At 63.1% G+C, this 15272-nt stretch carries 17 protein-coding genes; 5 read left to right on the top strand and 12 right to left on the bottom strand.

Translation table 11 applies throughout. The features are described from left to right. Positions 1-52: 52 nt before the first annotated feature. The 3 genes from hydA to ACT54B_RS03770 all read right to left on the bottom strand — a co-directional run bounded on the left by hydA (position 53) and on the right by ACT54B_RS03770 (position 3449). Positions 53-1507 (bottom strand): dihydropyrimidinase, encoded by a 1455-nt coding sequence (gene hydA / locus ACT54B_RS03780; protein WP_476042937.1) that lies wholly within the window; start codon positions 1505-1507, stop codon positions 53-55. 130 nt (positions 1508-1637) lie between these two features. Next, positions 1638-2030, bottom strand: coding sequence for an endonuclease domain-containing protein (locus tag ACT54B_RS03775; RefSeq protein WP_476042935.1), 393 nt, complete (start codon positions 2028-2030; stop codon positions 1638-1640). Between the two features lie 165 nt (positions 2031-2195). Continuing rightward, complete coding sequence (locus ACT54B_RS03770; protein WP_476042933.1) at positions 2196-3449, bottom strand: Zn-dependent hydrolase; 1254 nt, start codon at positions 3447-3449, stop codon at positions 2196-2198. A gap of 359 nt (positions 3450-3808) precedes the next feature. On the opposite strand from ACT54B_RS03770, the gene ACT54B_RS03765 reads away from it, so the two are divergent. Then, positions 3809-4471: a TetR family transcriptional regulator C-terminal domain-containing protein gene (locus ACT54B_RS03765; RefSeq protein ID WP_476042931.1), complete on the top strand. Its 663-nt coding sequence runs from the start codon at positions 3809-3811 to the stop codon at positions 4469-4471. 109 nt (positions 4472-4580) lie between these two features. On the opposite strand, the gene ACT54B_RS03760 is transcribed toward ACT54B_RS03765, so the two are convergent. After that, positions 4581-5492 (bottom strand): DMT family transporter, encoded by a 912-nt coding sequence (locus ACT54B_RS03760; protein WP_476042929.1) that lies wholly within the window; start codon positions 5490-5492, stop codon positions 4581-4583. A gap of 97 nt (positions 5493-5589) precedes the next feature. Next, positions 5590-5784, bottom strand: a complete 195-nt coding sequence (locus ACT54B_RS03755; RefSeq protein WP_476042928.1) for a CopG family ribbon-helix-helix protein — start codon at positions 5782-5784, stop codon at positions 5590-5592. Between the two features lie 193 nt (positions 5785-5977). Between ACT54B_RS03755 and ACT54B_RS03750 the strand changes: the two genes are divergently transcribed. Continuing rightward, positions 5978-6508 (top strand): NADPH-dependent FMN reductase, encoded by a 531-nt coding sequence (locus tag ACT54B_RS03750; RefSeq protein WP_476042926.1) that lies wholly within the window; start codon positions 5978-5980, stop codon positions 6506-6508. A 58-nt stretch (positions 6509-6566) separates the two neighbouring features. On the opposite strand, the gene ACT54B_RS03745 is transcribed toward ACT54B_RS03750, so the two are convergent. From ACT54B_RS03745 to ACT54B_RS03735, 3 genes are all read right to left on the bottom strand, one after another. Next, entirely contained in the window at positions 6567-6797 is a 231-nt protein-coding gene (locus ACT54B_RS03745; RefSeq protein ID WP_476042924.1) for a helix-turn-helix domain-containing protein, read from the bottom strand. A 311-nt stretch (positions 6798-7108) separates the two neighbouring features. Next, a complete protein-coding gene (gene preA / locus ACT54B_RS03740; RefSeq protein ID WP_476042922.1) occupies positions 7109-8425 on the bottom strand; it encodes an NAD-dependent dihydropyrimidine dehydrogenase subunit PreA in 1317 nt (438 codons plus the stop codon). 29 nt (positions 8426-8454) lie between these two features. Then, a complete protein-coding gene (locus ACT54B_RS03735; protein ID WP_476042920.1) occupies positions 8455-9813 on the bottom strand; it encodes an NAD(P)-dependent oxidoreductase in 1359 nt (452 codons plus the stop codon). A 401-nt stretch (positions 9814-10214) separates the two neighbouring features. On the opposite strand from ACT54B_RS03735, the gene ACT54B_RS03730 reads away from it, so the two are divergent. Then, the gene (locus ACT54B_RS03730; protein WP_476042918.1) at positions 10215-10604 is read left to right on the top strand and encodes a DUF2325 domain-containing protein; all 390 of its coding nucleotides are present in this window, start codon (positions 10215-10217) and stop codon (positions 10602-10604) included. A 5-nt stretch (positions 10605-10609) separates the two neighbouring features. Here the strand turns inward: ACT54B_RS03730 and ACT54B_RS03725 are convergent, their stop codons facing one another. The 3 genes from ACT54B_RS03725 to ACT54B_RS03715 all read right to left on the bottom strand — a co-directional run bounded on the left by ACT54B_RS03725 (position 10610) and on the right by ACT54B_RS03715 (position 12346). Next, positions 10610-10978 (bottom strand): DUF423 domain-containing protein, encoded by a 369-nt coding sequence (locus tag ACT54B_RS03725; protein WP_476042916.1) that lies wholly within the window; start codon positions 10976-10978, stop codon positions 10610-10612. A 4-nt stretch (positions 10979-10982) separates the two neighbouring features. After that, positions 10983-11372: a group II truncated hemoglobin gene (locus tag ACT54B_RS03720; protein WP_476042914.1), complete on the bottom strand. Its 390-nt coding sequence runs from the start codon at positions 11370-11372 to the stop codon at positions 10983-10985. A gap of 110 nt (positions 11373-11482) precedes the next feature. Then, complete coding sequence (locus ACT54B_RS03715) at positions 11483-12346, bottom strand: FkbM family methyltransferase (protein ID WP_476042912.1); 864 nt, start codon at positions 12344-12346, stop codon at positions 11483-11485. 66 nt (positions 12347-12412) lie between these two features. On the opposite strand from ACT54B_RS03715, the gene ACT54B_RS03710 reads away from it, so the two are divergent. Continuing rightward, the gene (locus ACT54B_RS03710) at positions 12413-13498 is read left to right on the top strand and encodes a glycosyltransferase family 4 protein (RefSeq protein WP_476042910.1); all 1086 of its coding nucleotides are present in this window, start codon (positions 12413-12415) and stop codon (positions 13496-13498) included. Further along, a complete protein-coding gene (locus ACT54B_RS03705) occupies positions 13495-14238 on the top strand; it encodes a polysaccharide deacetylase family protein (RefSeq protein WP_476042908.1) in 744 nt (247 codons plus the stop codon). The genes ACT54B_RS03710 and ACT54B_RS03705 overlap by 4 nt, the downstream gene beginning before the upstream one ends. Here the strand turns inward: ACT54B_RS03705 and ACT54B_RS03700 are convergent. Then, a complete protein-coding gene (locus ACT54B_RS03700; protein WP_476042906.1) occupies positions 14228-15058 on the bottom strand; it encodes an MBL fold metallo-hydrolase in 831 nt (276 codons plus the stop codon). The genes ACT54B_RS03705 and ACT54B_RS03700 overlap by 11 nt on opposite strands. Positions 15059-15272: the final 214 nt, after the last annotated feature.

Genomic DNA, 15272 nt, shown 5'->3' with positions numbered 1-15272 from the left:
AAACGAAAACCGTCCCTCGCCGCATTCGTGCGAGGGACGGAAACTGTTCCATTCAGACGCCTGTCGCCGGAATGCCGCTGCGCTGAACCTTGCGCGGCGCGGTGATTTCCTTCCAGGTCGAGAGCGCCCTGTTGACCGGTGTGACCGGCGGGCGCTTGACGAATTCGCCATGGCCCTCGCGGGTATCCACCTTGCCGTCATTGATGGCAAGATGGCCGCGCGTGAGCGTGAAGCGCGGCAGGCCGGTTACTTCCTTGCCTTCGAACACGTTGTAATCGATGGAGGATTGCTGGCTTGCGGCCGATATCGTCTTCTTCTTCGCCGGATCCCACACGACGATATCCGCATCCGCGCCGACCAGGATCGCGCCCTTCTTCGGATACATGTTGAGGATCTTGGCGATGTTGGTGGAGGTGATCGCCACGAACTCGTTCATGGTGATGCGGCCGGTGTTGACGCCATGGGTCCAGAGCATCGGCATGCGGTCTTCGAGCCCGCCCGTGCCGTTGGGGATCTTGGTGAAATCGCCGATGCCGAAGCGCTTCTGCTCGGAGGTGAAGGCGCAGTGATCGGTTGCCACCACCTGCAGCGAGCCCGAGGAGAGGCCGGCCCAGAGGCTGTCCTGGTGGGTCCTGTTGCGGAAGGGCGGCGACATCACGCGGCGGGCTGCATGATCCCAGTCGGGATTGGCATATTCGCTCTCGTCCAGCGTCAGGTGCTGGATCAGGGGCTCGCCATAGACGCGCATGCCCTTGGCCCGGGCCCGGCGGATCGCCTCATGGGCCTGCTCGCAGGATGTGTGCACCACATAGAGCGGCACGCCCGCCATGTCGGCGATCATGATCGCGCGGTTGGTCGCCTCGCCCTCCACCTCGGCGGGGCGGGAATAGGCATGCGCCTCCGGGCCGTTATTGCCTTCGGCAAGCAGCTTCGCCTGCATCTGCGCGACCACGTCGCCGTTCTCGGCATGGACCATGGCCAGCGCCCCCAGTTCGCCGACGCGCTGGAAGGACGAGAACATCTCGTCATCGTCAACCATCAGCGCGCCCTTGTAGGCCATGAAATGCTTGAAGGAGTTGATGCCCTTCTCGTTGACGATGGTCGCCATGTCGTTGAAGACCTGCTCGCCCCACCAGGTCACCGCCATGTGGAAGGAGAAATCGGCCGTCGCCCGGCTCGTCTTGTTGTGCCACATGTTGAGCGCATCGACGAGCGACTGACCCGGCGAGGGCAGCGCGAAATCCACCACCATCGTGGTGCCCCCGGCGAGACCCGCCCGCGTGCCGCTTTCGAAATCGTCGGCGGAATAGGTGCCCATGAAGGGCATTTCGAGATGGGTATGCGGATCGATGCCGCCCGGCATGATAAAGCATCCCGTCGCATCCAGCTCCTTGCCGCCGGAGAGGTTCTGCCCGATCTCGACGATCTTTCCACCCTCGACCTTCACATCCGCCTTGTAGGTCAGATCCGCCGTGACGATCGTGCCGTTCTTGATCACTGTGCTCATGGATGTTCCCTCATTTTTCTTTTCCCGTTCTGACCCCACCCTAGGCCATCCCCGTAGGGGGAAGAAGGCTTACTCCCCATTCTCCTCCGCCTTGCGAAGGGAAAGCATGGATGAGGGTATGTCTGACCGCTCAGTCTGTCTTTGACAATTCCTCTTCATCCATCAGACCGAGCGCCCGCATGATTTCCTCGATGCAACCGTCGAAGGCCTGTTCCAGGTCTCCCGTGCTGATCCTGATCACGTAATAGCCTTGGCCCCGAAGCCAGCTATCGCGCTTTTCATCCCGAATCATGCGCTCTGGGTGTTGATGAAACTCGCCATCAACCTCGATCACCAGCTTCTTCGAATGGATCGCGAAATCCGCAATGTATGGACCGATCGGCACCTGCCGTCGGACATGGATGTCGAAATGATGACGGAATTCCCGGAGTTCCGACCAGAGCCTTCTTTCGCCATCCGTCATCTCGCGTCGCAGCTTCCGTGCGAAACGTATGGTTGACGGTTGGATCGTGGAAGGTGTCATCGTTCCGGATACCCCCACCCCTAACCCCTCCCCACAAGGGGGAGGGGGACTTTCAGACGCCGCCAGTTTCCCGTCAATCCGGGCGAACGGAAGAAATGGGCACGTTCCCCTCCCCCTTGTGGGGAGGGGTTAGGGGTGGGGGTCTGCCAGAACGCCACCATCCCCTTACTCCACCACGCCCGCCGTCTCGACCACGGCATGCAGCAGCACGTCGGCGCCGGCGGCGGCCCATTCTTTCGAGATGTCTTCGGCTTCGTTGTGCGAGAGGCCGTCGACGCAGGGGCAGAAGATCATGGCGGTGGGGGCGACCTTGTTCATCCAGCAGGCGTCGTGGCCGGCGCCGGAGATGATGTCGCGGTGGGAGTAGCCGAGCCGTTCGGCGGCGTTGCGGATGGTGGTGGTGAGTTCCGGGCTGAAGGTCACCGGATCGAAATGGCCGACCGGCTCGATCGCGATGCCGACGCCCATGGGTTCGACGATCTTCGGGGCTTCCGCCTCGAAGCGGGCCTTCATGGCGTCGAGCGTCGCCTGGTTCGGCGAGCGGAAGTCGACCGTGAAGACCACCTTGCCGGGCAGCACGTTGCGGGAGCCCGGCGAGACCTCGATATGGCCGACGCCGCCGACGGCGGAGGGCTGGTTGTCCATGGCGATGGTGTTGACCAGTTCCAGGATGCGGCCCATGGCCAGCGAGGCATTCTTGCGCATCGGCATGGGCGTGGAGCCGGTATGGGCTTCCTTGCCCGTCAGCGTCACCTGCAGCCACCACAGGCCCTGGCCATGGGTAACGACGCCGATATCCTTGCCTTCGGCCTCGAGGATCGGGCCCTGCTCGATGTGATATTCGAGAAAGGCCTTCATCTTGCGGCTGCCGACGGGCTCGGTGCCTTCCCAGCCGATCCGCTTCAGTTCCTCGCCGAATTTCTTGCCCTTGGCATCGGTGCGCTCCTTCGCCCAGGCCTCGTCATGCACGCCGGCAAAGACGCCGGACGCCAGCATGGCGGGTGCGAAGCGGGCGCCTTCCTCGTTCGTCCAGTTGGTGACGACGATGGGAGACTTGGTCTTGATGCCGAGATCGTTCATGGAACGCACGACTTCGAGGCCGGCCAGAACGCCGAGAACGCCGTCGAACTTGCCGCCGGTCGGCTGCGTGTCGAGATGGGAGCCCACATAGACGGGAAGCGCATCCGGATCGGTGCCCGGGCGGGTGAAGAACATGTTGCCCATGGTGTCGACGCCCATGGAGAGGCCGGATGCCTCGCACCAGCGCTGGAAGAGCTTGCGCCCCTCGCCATCCTCGTCGGTCAATGTCTGGCGGTTGTTGCCGCCGGCAATGCCGGGGCCAATCTGGGCCATCTCCATGAGCATGTCCCAGAGACGGTCGCCGTTTACGCGCATGTTTTCGCCGGGTGCTGCCACCATGCGTTCATCCTCACCTTTTTTCAGCGGAGCAATGATCCGCGCTTCGTTCCCGTGTGGTCCTTTGCCTCCCCGTTCAGGGAAGGTCCGGCTGGCTGCCTTTTTAGGCTTGTCTCATCCAGAATTTGACCGATTGGTAAACATTACAACTTCCGCCGCTGCACTCAAGACCCTATTGAAAAAAGATCGCGGAAGAGATGCGCCCGACTGTTGCAGGCCTCTGCCGCGGGGAGGCGCGGCGCGCCGCGTCCGGGGATGGTTTAGCATCCGCCCTGTCTTTCTTTCAATGGTTTCCGCAATTTGATCTTGAACAGTTCGGCGTTTGCTGAATGATAAGGGTACAGGAAGAGGAATGGGCGGGCATGGAAGATACCGGGATTGTCGCGCCGCGCGCCGCACGTACGCTGCGCCGCACGCGCATTCAGGAAGAGAAGGAGGAGCAGATCCTCTCGGCGGCTCTGGATGTGTTTTCCCAGCACGGGTTCCGGGGCACGACGATCGATCAGATCGCCGAAGTGGCCGGCATGTCGAAGCCGAACCTGCTCTATTATTTTCGCACCAAGGAAGCGATCCACAGGGCGCTGATCGACCGGGTTCTGCAAACCTGGCTCGATCCCTTGCGCGCTTTCGATCCGGACGGCGATCCGGAGCAGGAAATTCGCTCCTACATTCGCCGGAAGCTGGAGATGGCGCGCGATTTCCCCCGGGAAAGCCGGCTGTTTGCCAATGAAATCCTGCAGGGAGCCCCGCATATCGAGGACGAGCTGAAGGGGCCGCTGAAAACCCTGGTGGATGAAAAGGCCGAGGTGATTCGCACCTGGGCGAGGGCCGGAAAGATCGCCAAGTGCGATCCCTATCACCTGATCTTCTCGATCTGGTCCACCACGCAGCACTATGCCGACTTCGACGTGCAGGTGCGGGCGGTGCTGGGGCAGGATCAGGCGGGCGAGGGCCGTTTCGACGATGCCGCCCGGCATCTCGAACAGCTTTTCCTCAGCGGGCTTGCCGTCAAGCGGAAGGGCTAGGGGCTACCCCGGAAAAGCCTGATCGCGCTCGCTGTCCGGAAATGCTGGAAGACAAAGGCGCGGACCGCGTCCGGCGAAGCGGGGCCTGCCGGACGGGCTCTTGAGCGTCTCAGTCCTTGAGCGCCGCCATCCAGGCCAGGCCGAGCGCGGTCACGAAAGCACCCGCGACCACCGTCATCGTCACCCAGCCATGGCCGAGGATCCCTTCCAGCAGGATGATGAAGGACGGCGTGAGATACCCGTAGGCAAGCACTTTCGGGGCTGGCAGCCGCATCGAGGCGAATTGCAGGAGCATGAAGGTAATCGCCGTCGTCACCACCGAAAGATAGGCCAGCGACCACCAGACCAGCGCGGGCGTGCCGGCATAATCCACATCCGCCAGGAACGGCCCGGCCCGCACCGCGAGGAAAAGGGTCGCGAAAATCGTGACCCAGAAACCGAAGACCACGGGATGCTCGCCGCGATCGAAGGTGCGGATCAGCGGCACATAGAGCGCATGGGCGACCACGCCGGTGAAAAAGATCATCTCGCCGCGGCCGACGTCGAAAGCGAGGATTGCGTCCACATTGCCCCGGAAGATCACCCAGATGGCGCCGGCGGCGGCGATGACCAGACTGACGAGCACCGGCGCGCCGGTTTTCCTGCGATTGATCAACAGGGCAAAGCCTGCACTCATCAGGGGCATGAGCGTGAAGACGGCACCGGTCGATACGGGGCTGGTGAATTCCAGCGCCTTGAACATGGTCAGCATGTAGAAACTGATGAGGCCGCCGAGAATCGCGAAACGCCAGGCCTGCTTCGGCCAGGCGAAGGGCTGGCGGAAGACGCCATAGGCCAGGAACCCCATCACCAGACAGGTCAGCACATAGCGCAGGAAGGTGAGGACGCCCGTATCCATGGCGCGCGCGGCCAGACCGCCGAAGGAAAAGGAGCCGGCAATCAGGGCGGCGAACAGAAGCATGGCGAGATGGGCGAGAACCCGGCCGCGCTTGACGTCCGAGGGAGAACTGACCTGTTGCATGAGGCACCTTCGGGGAACAGGACCGTCCGGCAGGACGGGCCGGCCATCAGCGCTATCCGGTTCGCCGCAGGAAGTCCAGACTCCGGCACGGGCCTGATCAGTCCGTCAGGGCAGCCTGCCGGTCGGTGTCTGCCCGCTCGGCGGCCGTCGTGTGCCCCAGCCTTTGTTCCTCGTCCTCGACGAAACGCCGGATTGCCTCCACCATGAGCCAGTGGTTGCTGCAGTTCAACTGTCTGGCCAGCGCTCGCAGGCGCTGGTCGATTTTCGCGCAGAGCTTGACGGAAACGGCCATGTTCTTTTCCTTTGTCGAATTCGAAAATAAACTAAATCTAAATTACCATTTTGCAAATAGGCATTTGCCGATTAGTACAATTTTGGTCCAACCGCCGCATCCCGTGCCCCGTTCACGCGCTTATGAATGCAGCATCTGCCTGATTCCGGTAGCTTTTCCACCGAATCGACAGGACAGGACAAGGACGGGTTTCATGCATATTCTGGCGCTCTGCGGCAGCCTCAGGACGTCTTCTCTCAATATGGCGCTACTGGAGGCGGCGAAATCTCTCGTGCCCCGAGATCACGATTTCGTTATTTTTCGCGGAATAGGGGGCCTGCCGCCCTTCACGCCGGATCTCGATTCGGCCTTGCCGGCTGACGTCATCGCCTTTCGGCGGCAGGCGGCATCGGCCGATGTGCTTGTCATGGCCTGTCCGGAATATGCGGGCGGCATTCCCGGCATGTTCAAGAATGCGCTGGACTGGCTGGTGGGCTGCGAGGACTTCAACAGCCGTCCGGTTGTGCTGCTCAATTGCTCGCCCCGGGCGGTGGAGGCGGAGAACGCCCTGCGGCTGGTGCTCAGGACGATGTCGGCGCCGGTGATCGAACCGGCGTCCCGTCGTATCCCCGTGCGTGACCGGCAGGCGACCGCTAACAGCCTCGTGGCGGACCCGGAAATCCGCGCCGCGCTTCAGGATGTCTTCGCCAGCCTGGAGACAGGTCTCGCGGCGCTTGCTGTGTGAGGGGGGAGGGCGTGGCCTGGCGGCGAAGCCCTTCCCTTGGAAAGATCGTATTCCCGCGTCAGGCGCCGAGGCGGCTATATTCCCGGAAGGAATTCACCGGGAAGCGCAAAGCGGCGGCAATGCGCACCAGATAGGGGACGGCGACCACATCACCGGCTTCGATGCGGGCAATTTCCTGCTCCGTCAGGCCGCAAGTCTCGGCCAGATCGGTGATGGAATAGCCGCGCTGACGGCGCAGCTCGGCAGCGGTCAGAAGGCACTCGTCGGTCTTGTTCAGCGAAAGGCTCATGGTCTGCTCCTGTTTGCCGGCCGCTTCGGGACGGCCGTTCTTGTTCTTGTTTTTCTGGAAACATCGCATCGCGCGGCGGTCATCCTGTCCGCCACCGGGCCGGGCCACTTAAGGGCCCGCCGACGGGTCTTCCCCGTATCTCGCTATAAAGGAAGCTAACATAACTGTTTTAACAGCCTGCAAAGTGCTTGGGTAAGCGTCCGGTTGAGATCTGTGCTTACCGAACAGCTAATGTGTTCCAGGATGAATTCCAAAAGAAAGGGCCGGACCCCTGATAGGGCCGGCCCTTGCGGAGTTGCCGGAGGGAAGGCTTATTCGGCCGCCTGACGCTGCGCCATCGGGTTGTTGGGATGGGTCGTCCAGTTGGCATAGGTCGGATCGACCGTCTTGCCGGTGCGCTGGTCAAGCACGCCTGCGGCGAGCGGCACCATGGTGATGCAGTTCTCGACCGGGCAGACATTGACGCAGAGATTGCAGCCGACGCATTCGTCTTCCTTCACCTCGAAATGGCGGACGCCGTCCACCAGATGGGTGATAGCCTGGTGGGACGTATCCTCGCAGGCGATGTGGCAGCGGCCGCACTTGATGCAGGCATCCTGATCGATGTGCGCCTTGGCGATGTAGTTGAGGTTCAGGTACTTCCAGTCGGTGACATTGGGCACGGCGCGGCCGGTAATGTCATCAAGATTGCGATGACCCTTCTCGTCCATCCAGTCGGACAGACCGGTGATCATTTCCTGCACGATCTTGAAGCCATAGGTCATGGCAGCGGTGCAGACCTGCACATTGCCCGCGCCGAGCGCCAGGAATTCCGCCGCATCGCGCCAGGTGGTCACGCCGCCGATGCCGGAGATCGGCAGGCCGTGGGTTTCCGGATCGCGGGCGATTTCGGCCACCATGTTGAGCGCAATCGGCTTCACGGCCGGGCCGCAATAGCCGCCATGGGTGCCCTTGCCATCGACGGTCGGGCTCGGCGCGAAGGTGTCGAGATCGACGGAGACGATGGAATTGATCGTGTTGATCAGCGAGACCGCATCCGTGCCGCCGGCCTTGGCTGCGCGGGCGGGCTTGCGGATATCGGTGATGTTCGGCGTCAGCTTGGTGATGACGGGCATGCGGGTATATTGCTTGCACCACCGCACGACCATTTCGATATATTCCGGCACCTGCCCGACGGCGGCGCCCATGCCGCGTTCGGACATGCCGTGGGGACAGCCGAAGTTCAGCTCGATACCGTCGGCGCCGGTTTCCTCGACGAGCGGGAGAATGGCCTTCCACTCCTCCTCGACGCAGGGCACCATGATCGAGGCGATCAGGGCGCGGTCCGGCCAGTTCATCTTGACCTGCTTCATTTCCTGCAGGTTGATCTGCAGCGGACGGTCGGTGATGAGCTCGATATTGTTGAGGCCGAGCAGGCGACGATCGGCGCCCCAGATCGCGCCGTAGCGCGGACCGTTGACGTTGACGACCGGCGGTCCTTCCGAGCCCAGCGTTTTCCAGACCACGCCGCCCCAGCCCGCCTTGAAGGCGCGCTCGACGTTATAGGCCTTGTCGGTGGGCGGCGCGGAGGCCAGCCAGAACGGGTTCGGCGATTTGATGCCTACGAAATTATTGCGAAGATCAGCCATGGTGAAGTCCTCTCAAATCCTCGGGCGGCTCAGGCGACGGCGCTGGAAAGCGCAGCACTGGCGAGCGCGCGGTTGATGCTGTCTGCGGCGTCGCGACCCTGGGCGACGGAGGTCACGGTGAGGTCCTCACCGAGCTTCACGCAGTCGCCGCCGGCCCAGACCTTGGGCAGCGAGGTGCGGCCTTCCGCATCGATGACGATGCGTCCGCCCTTCACTTCCAGGCCGCCGATGCCATCGGCGCGGAAGGTCTGGCCGATGGCCTTGAGGATGTGGTCGGCCTTGACGACCACGGTTTCGCCGGTTCCGGCAAGACCGTTCGCGGTCGGCGCCGTATATTCCAGCTCGATGCCGGTGGCCTTGCCGCCTTCGCCGAGCACCCGTTTCGGCTGCAGCCAGTGGCGGATGTTGACGCCCTTGGAGGCGGCGAGATCCTGCTCGAACTCGGAGGCGTTCATGTTTTCCTTGCCGCGGCGATAGGCGATGGTCACCTCTTCGGCGCCGAGCAGCTTGGCCTGCACGGCTGCATCGATGGCGGTCATGCCGCCGCCGAGAACCACGACCGAGCGGCCGACGGCGACGGTCGACTTGTCCTTGGCCTGGCGCAGGGTGGCGATGAAATCCACCGCATCCTCGACGCCGGCGAAGTCCTCGCCTTCCACACCCAGACCGTTGACGCCGGCCAGGCCGATGCCGAGGAAAATCGCGTCATACTGGCCTTCCAGATGGGCGAGCGTGAAATCGCGACCCAGCTTCTGGCCGTGGCGCACCGTGATGCCGCCGATGGAGAGAATGTAGTTCACCTCGTCCTGGGCGAAATCGCCGGTCGATTTGTAGGTGGCGATCCCATATTCGTTGAGGCCGCCCGACTTTTCGCGGGCTTCGAAAATGGTGACCTCATGACCGGCAAGGGCCAGACGGTGGGCGGCCGCAAGGCCCGCCGGGCCGGCACCGATCACGGCCACCTTCTTGCCGGTTGCGGCGGCGCGCTGGTAGAACTGCACGCCCCGCTCCATGGCGGTGTCGGTCGCGTAGCGCTGCAGGCGGCCGATCTCGACCGGGCGCTCCTCGGCGGTGTTGCGCACGCAGGCCTGCTCGCAGAGCGTTTCGGTGGGACAGACGCGGGCGCACATGCCGCCCAGAATGTTCTGGTCGAAAATGGTGCGCGCGGCCCCCAGAGGGTTGCTCGTCGAGATCTGCCGGATGAACAGCGGAATGTCGATGGATGTCGGACAGGCCGTCATGCACGGCGCATCGTGACAGAAGTAGCAGCGATCCGACGCCACAAGCGCTTCATGCTTGTCCAGCGGCGGGTGAAGATCGGAAAAGTTGGCGTCGTAGTCTGCGGCGCTGAGGCGGCCAGAAGTAATGCCGGGTGCCAGTCGTCCCATGTCGGTTCCCCATTATTGTGTAACGCACTGTGGGCAAACGGTAGCGCAAAAAATTTATTTATCAAACGGTAAAATTTCCGCGGAGCCAGTTTTTTGCGTTTCATCTGAGGGGTTTAGCGAGGGCTCGGCGTGCACATCGCCCGGCGTGCAGTGCAGCATTTCCGGATTATTCCATTCAATCAATATCTTGTAAATCACTACTCAAACGGTCGTCTCACGGTCTCCTGTGCATTGCGGAATTGCGGTCTGCGCGGGGGAAAAACGGCCGAAAACGGCTGCCCTGGCCATCAAGACAGGCCCGGAACCGTGGATGAAAACATGAGTTGAAAATTCATCTTTATACTTTACTCTGAAACTCATGTTTTGTAGCGTGCCGCAACGCTCAACAGGAGAACGGTATCGTGGCAGCGAAGCGCAAGGGCAATTGCGGGAAGTCGGGGCAGGGTGGGGAAACCCAGCCGACAGAGGAGCGGGCACGGCCGATCCGCAGCTTTCTCTATGTGGGCGGCAGGGATTGCCAGGTCGCGCATCTCCGGCAGATCGCCAGCGCCCACGGCGCCGAACTGATCCATCATGACGGGGGACTGCGGGAAGCGGTTTCGCGGATCGACACGGTTCTGCCGTCGGTCGATTGCGTCTTCTGCCCGATCGACTGTATCAGCCACGATGCCTGCCTGCGCGTGAAGACCGGCTGCAAGAAATTCGGCAAGACCTTCGTGCCGCTGCGCAACGGGTCGAAATCCAGCCTCGACCGGGCGCTTCAGGAAATCCGCGACCGGGAGGCGCGCTGAAGGGATCAGGCGCTGCGGCGCGGCAGGAGTGCGCCGGCGGCAACCGACAGCCAGCCGGCCATGATCAGGGTTCCCCCGGTGGGCGCGGCGCGGGGAAAGAGTGCATGGCCGACAAATTCCCGCATCAGCATGTCCCCGGTGAAGAGTGCCACCCCCGCCACCATCAGGGCAGCGGCAAGACGGCCGAGCCGGAGCGGAAAGCCGCAGATCGCCAGCAGCGCCGGACCATGGGCGAGGCAGAGCAGGCCGGCCTGGGCCAGGAAGCGCGGATCCTCCGCATGGGCCGCCGCTGCCGAAAGGGCCACGCCGGCCAGACCGATAAGGCCTGCGGCCACGAGCGTCAGGCGCTGTCCGATGCTGTTTCTTTCGATCATCGCCCTATTCCCGGTTCTGCATGTGGAAGGCCAGCCGCTCGATGGGCTGCCAGATGATGTCCCGAAGCTTTTCGTGGCTGATCGTCTCGTTCAGCGCCTGGCGGAAGCAGAGGATCCAGCCATCCCGTTCTTCCGGACCGATCTCGGCCATGAAATGGCGGGACCGCAGGCGGGGGTGACCATATTTCTGCACATAGACGGGCGGGCCACCGAGATAGCCGATCAGATATTCGGTGAGCTTTTCTTCCGATCCGCTCATGTCCGCCGGGTGCACCGCGCGGCAGGCGGCGGCCTCGGGAAGCGTGTCCATCAGTTCATAGAACCGTTTCGTCAGCGCCTTGATGGTGTGCACGCCGCCAATGGCCTCGAACAGGGTGATCGTATCATCCGCCATGCGAATCTCCTTCCGCAATGCGGTTCGAGATGTGATCCCCCTCCACCGTTTCCGCAAGGACCAAATGCAGACTGCGGCGATTGGCCGGGTCCGGGAGCCGGTCGAATGCTTCAGGGCAGCAAAAGGACGTCATACTGTCCGATGTCGAGCGGCAATGTCCCCGTCTCCCTCTCGCGGACCGGCTGATCCTCCAGGAATTGGAAGGCACGCGGATAGGCGGCGGCGAGGCTGTCGCGGAAGGCTTGTGCCTCCTCGCCATAGAAATCCGGCGAAAACTCCATGTAGATCGGAACGCCCGCCTGCATCAGCCCGCGCATGGACCGACAGGCGACGGGCTCGTAGCCCTCGATGTCCATCCAGACGAGACCGATCTCCCGAGCGGCAATCCCCAGATCCGCGATGATGCGATCCACCGGCCGGACGGGCACGACGAGATGGCGATCGCGGGCCGACAGGCGCAGCGCCGAACTCTTGCCGTGATTGTCCGGGTTCTGGAAGAAATCGATCTCGCCTTCGGCTTCACCCGCCGCCACCTGCAAAAGCGTGACGAGGTCGGCGAGGCCGTTCTGCCTGATATTGCGCTCCAGCCGGGCGAAATTGCGGGGATCGGGTTCCACCGATACGATCTTCGAGAACAGGCCTTCCTTCGCCCAATAGACGGTCTGCGTGCCGATATTGCCGCCGAGCTCCAGAAGCACCGTTCCCGACAGGGGATGGCCGAGCGTTTCCAGCAGCCCGCGCAACCGCTTCACCGACCCCCGTTCGAAGTGTCCCTTCCGGTAGATCTTGCGGCCGATATAGTCATGCGGCGAGAAGGTCATGCGGTGGTCGCCGCAATCGGTGGTCATGTCCAGAACGCGGGCGGGCAGCGACTGGACGAGCAGTTCCCGTCCGTAGCGGGTTTCGAAAAACCGCCGGGCCAGCCCGTTGCGCAGCTTTCGGATGCGCTTTTTCCATCTCTTCCAGAATGCCATGGCGCCTCTCAAACCTTGCTCCCCCCCGAATTGACAGGGAGCCCGGGCGGGAAATAGGTATCCAATATGAAAATTGCATTCTATGCGCCACTGAAATCCCCCCACCATCCCGTTCCCTCGGGAGACCGGATGATGGCGCGGCTTGTCCTGCGGGCTCTGGAAGCGGCAGGCCATACGGTCACGCTGGTTTCGGAATTCCGCAGCTTTTCCCGCGATCCGCAGGGGCATGCCGGCATGGCGTCCGCCATCGAAGCGGAACGGGCCCGCATCCGGACCGGTTGGGGGGATGGGGGAAGGCCCGATCTCTGGTTGACCTACCATGTCTACTACAAGGCGCCGGATTATCTGGGACCCGTTCTCTCCGCCGAGGCGGGGATTGCCTATGTGACCATGGAAGCGTCCTGGTCGGCCCGTCGGGAAGGGCAGGGCTGGCAGGCGGCGCAGGCGGTGGTGCTGCAGGCGGTGCGGGGCGCGGCCCTCAATATTTGCCTGACCGGACGGGACGAGCGGGGGCTTGCCGAAGCTGCGCCCGAGGCACGAACCGTGCGGCTGAAGCCCTTTCTGGATGCCACGGATTTCCTTGCCGTCGAACCTTTGCCGGAACCGGGCCGGCTGCTGACCATCGCCATGATGCGCTTCGGCGACAAGCTGGAGAGCTATCGGGCGCTCGCGGCTGCCCTTCAGGGCATCGACCGGCCTTTCGTCCTCGACATTGTCGGCAACGGCCCGTGCCGATCGGACGTGGAGGCCCTGTTTCGGCCCTTGGCCCCGGGACGGGTGGTGTTTCATGGCGAGCTCGCCAGGCCGCAATTGCTCGAACGGCTGCGTCGGGCCTCGGTCTATGTGTGGCCGGGAGTCGGCGAAGCCTATGGCATGGCCTATCTGGAAGCAGCCGCCTCGGGCCTTCCGGCGGTCGCCTTCCGCACCGGTGGCGTGCCGGAGGTGGTGGAGGACGGACGGAGCGGCCTGCTTGTTCCGTCGGGCGATGCCGGCGCATTCCGCGACGCGGTCTCGCATCTCCTGCAGGACGGATCGCTGCGACAGAGGCTTGCAACACAAGCGCGCGCCATGATCGTGGCCGAGCGGACGCTGGACGAGGCCTCCGCCCGGCTCGACGGCTGGTTGACGACAATCGGGAAAGGAACGACATGACCGAACAGGCAGGCCGTGACCGGCTGATGGCGGTGCTGGAGCGCCGGGCGGCCATGCTTTCGCCGGCCCCCTTCTGGCTGCGCGATGACGATGCGGTGGAACCGACCGACGCGCTTGCCCGCTTTCTCTCGCTGACCGGGGAGCATGCGATTCCGGTGACGCTTGCGGTCATTCCCGAGGGGACGGGCGTGGCGCTCGAAGCCTATCTTTCCGGCCGGGACCTGATCAGCATCGCCTTGCATGGCTGGTCGCACCGCAATTACGCGCCGCCCACGGAAAAGAAGCAGGAACTCGGCGCTCATCGCCCGGCAGCCCTTGTTCTCGCCGAGCTTTCGGCCGGCATGGATCGCCTTTCCGCGCTGCATGGGGAGGCGATGCTTCCCATGCTGGTTCCGCCATGGAACCGCATTTCGCCTGAACTCCTGCCGCGTCTTCAAAAGATCGGCATTACCTGTCTTTCGGTCTTCGGCCCGGAAAAGACGCGCGGCATTCGTGAACTCAACACCCATGTGGATGTGATGGATTGGCATGGCACCCGTGGCGGCAGGCCTGCGGACCTGCTGTTTCACGAGATTGCGGCGCGGGTGGAGACCCTGGAGGACGGGAAGGCCATGGGGCTTCTGACCCATCATCTGGTGCATGATTCGGCGGTCGATGATTTTCTCGAGGCGCTGTTCGGGATCACCGCCGGTCATCCGGGTTGCCGGTGGGTCAAGGCGGGCGATCTGCTCAGAGGCTGACGGTCTGGAGATCGCGGGCGAAGAACAGGCTCGGCAGTTCGGCGCGGGCGCGGCTTTCCATGGCTTCCAGTTCGCTGTCGATCCGGGTGGGCGAGTGGTGGAAAATCGCGGTCTGCTTCACACCCGCGGCCCTTGCCAGCCGGGCGGCCTGCTGCCAGGTGGAATGGCCGAAGCCCTTGAACTTCTCCATCTCGCCATCTTCAAAGGCACCGTCATAGATGAAGAGGTCAGCCCCCTCGATCAGCCCCAGCACCGTTTCGTCAAGCGTGCCCGGCTCGTGCTCGGTATCGGTGATCAGCGCGATCACCCGGCCGTTCCATTCGATGCGGTAGCCGATCGAACCGCCGGGATGGTTAAGCATGCCGGTCTTCAGCCGGGCGCCGGAAATCGGCTCCAGCACGTCGCCCGCCTGGAAATCCAGGCAGCGCACGCGGGCCGCGCAAATATCCGGGCTGACCGGGAAGAAGGGCGGACGCATGATTTCCTTCAGCGTCTGCTGCGTGGTCTGCAAGCCGTGCAGGTTGCCGGACCAGAGCGAGACCGTCGCCCGCGGATTGAAAAGCGGGCAGAAGAAGGGCAGTCCGATGATATGATCGTAGTGGAAATGCGACATGAACAGATGGGTCGTCTGCCGCCGATCCGGCGCCAGGGCCCGGCCGGCCTGCGGCAGGCCCGAACCGGCATCGAAGAACAGGGTTTCGTCGCCGGCGGAAACTTCGACCGCAATCGTGTTGCCGCCAAAACGTGCATAGTCGGCGCCCGACACCGGCAAGCTGCCGCGCGTTCCCCAGAACTTCACCCGAATCCCGCTACCGTCCACGCTTCTCGTACTGCCCCTGTTGGAACCGGCCAACCTTGCGGCCGGACAGGTCCTGTTCCTCATTCCGGCACCCGAACCCGAGAAGGTTCCAAGGGTTTCCCTGGTGCCGCTTTTATACCATGCTAGCGAAACTCTGCCGGAGTGGCGAGAGCTTTCGCAGCTTGGCCAAAGGCATATTGGCAGTTATGTCTGAAAAGAATCCGAAAGCCCCAGG

The organism is Gellertiella sp. DMC107 (assembly GCF_056313605.1).
This window is presented reverse-complemented; position numbering and strand designations above follow the sequence as displayed.